Source organism: Corallococcus sp. CA053C (genome assembly GCF_003611675.1).
Lineage (GTDB): Bacteria > Myxococcota > Myxococcia > Myxococcales > Myxococcaceae > Corallococcus.
This window is the reverse complement of the sequence record NZ_RAWA01000749.1, coordinates 1-1,787: the sequence shown is the minus strand read 5'-3', so window position 1 is coordinate 1,787 and position 1,787 is coordinate 1. Positions and strand designations below refer to the sequence as shown.

The following is a 1,787-nucleotide window of genomic DNA, read 5'->3' as shown; positions in this document are numbered from 1 at the left end:
ACCCCTGGCCTCCCGCGGGCTTCCAAGCCCCGCGAGGCCCAGCCCCCTTCGCAGGACTCAGCCCCGGACGCAGCGCTCAACCCCGAGCGCAGAGATCAACCCCGGGCGCGACGCTCAACCCCGAGCGCAGAGATCAACCCCGGGCGCGACGCTCAACCCCGAGCGCAGAGATCAACCCCGGGCGCGACGCTCAGCCCCGGACGCGGCGCTCAGCCCCGGACGCGGCGCTCAGCCCCGGACGCAGCGCTCAGCCCCGGGCGCGGCGGCGGGCCAGGATCGCGAGCCCCACCAACACCCAGACGCCGAGCATACCCGCGGGCGCCGCACCGCAACCGCAGCCCACGTCCAGGTCGGTGGGCCCGCGCACCTGGAAGCCCACCTCCGGCGAGCGCAACCCCGCCTCACCCTCGGCCGTCACCACCTGCGCGACGACGCGGTGCGCGCCCGTCCCAAGCGCCGCGGCCCGGGCCACCTCGTGACGGAACACGCCCTGCGCATCCGCGGTGACGGTGACGAGCGCGACGCCATCCAGCTCCAGGCGGATCGCCGTATCGGGCAGGGCCACGCCCACGAACGTCACCGTGGGCTCCACGGTCGCGTCCTGCGCGGGCACGACCATCATGGGCACCGCGGGGTCCGCTGGGCCGGCGTCGGTGCCGGTGCCGCCGTCCGCGCCGGCCACCACCACCTCGAAGCCCACGACGTCGGAGTACGGCCCGTCATCGCCCGTCTCGTTGTGCGCGTGCACGGTGACCTTGTGCACGCCCACCGACAGCGGCTCGGAGTCCGGCACCTGGAAGCCGAAGCGCCCGAGCAGGTCCACCGGCACGATTTTGTCCGGCCCGTCATCGATGACGACGCCCACGGTGATGCCATTGGTCGCGGTGCCGGCGAACAGCGGCGTGGGCCCCGTGGTGTCCCCGTTCCTGGGCACCACGAGCACCGCCATGCCCACGACGCCGCCGTCCGCGAGCACCACCTGGGGCGAGGTGAAGCGCACCAGCGTGGACGCCGTGCTGGCCACGCCAAACGTCTCCGCCCACACGACGACCTCATGCCCACCGGGCTGCAGCGACGCCACCGGCGTCATGACGAAGCGGCCGTCGGAGGCCGGCACCGTCGCGCCCACCTCGCGACCGTCGACGACGATGTGGACCACCGGGCCATTCGTGTCCGCGGTGCCCTCGAAGCGCGGGCGCGTGGTGGTGGCCATCTCGCCCGCCGCGGGCGCCGTGAGGACGGGCGTGCCCGGCAGCTGGTAGGGCACGTTGAGCACCTGCAAGGTCCCGGTCGACGGGCCCCCGTCGAGCACCGGGCCCGCGTCGGGGACGGACGGGGTCGCGCCATGCGAGTCCGCGCCCGGGAAGGCCGACAGGCCGGCGCTCCCCGCGCTCACGTTCAGCTTGAACACGAGGCCCTGGCCCTGCAGCAGCACGCGGCCTCCCGCGCCGCCTCCGCCGGGCCCCAGCACGTGGTCGGACGTCGCCACGTCGCCGCCCCTTCCTCCCGGGGCCTCCACCTCGCGGCAGTCCAGGACGTCCGTCGAGCGCAGCAGCACCGCGCCGCCCGCGCCGCCGCCGCCCGCGCCGTCGGAGCCTGGAGAGGGAGCGGCCGCCAGTCCGGCGGCACGGATGACGCCCGTGCACTGGAACGCGTTGGCGCGGATGAGCACCGCGCCGCCGCCGCGCCCGCCGCTGCTGCCGCCGTCGTCATTGCCCTCGCCCGCGCCGCCGCCACCGCCGAAGGTGAAGCGGTCGAAGATCGAGTAGCTCAGCGCGGCCCCACCC

General features: G+C 75.5%; 1 pseudogene. It reads right to left on the bottom strand.

The features are described 5' to 3' along the window. Window positions 1-247 precede the first annotated feature (247 nt). Window positions 248-1,787, bottom strand: a pseudogene (locus D7V97_RS45125) (hypothetical protein); the annotation flags it as partial.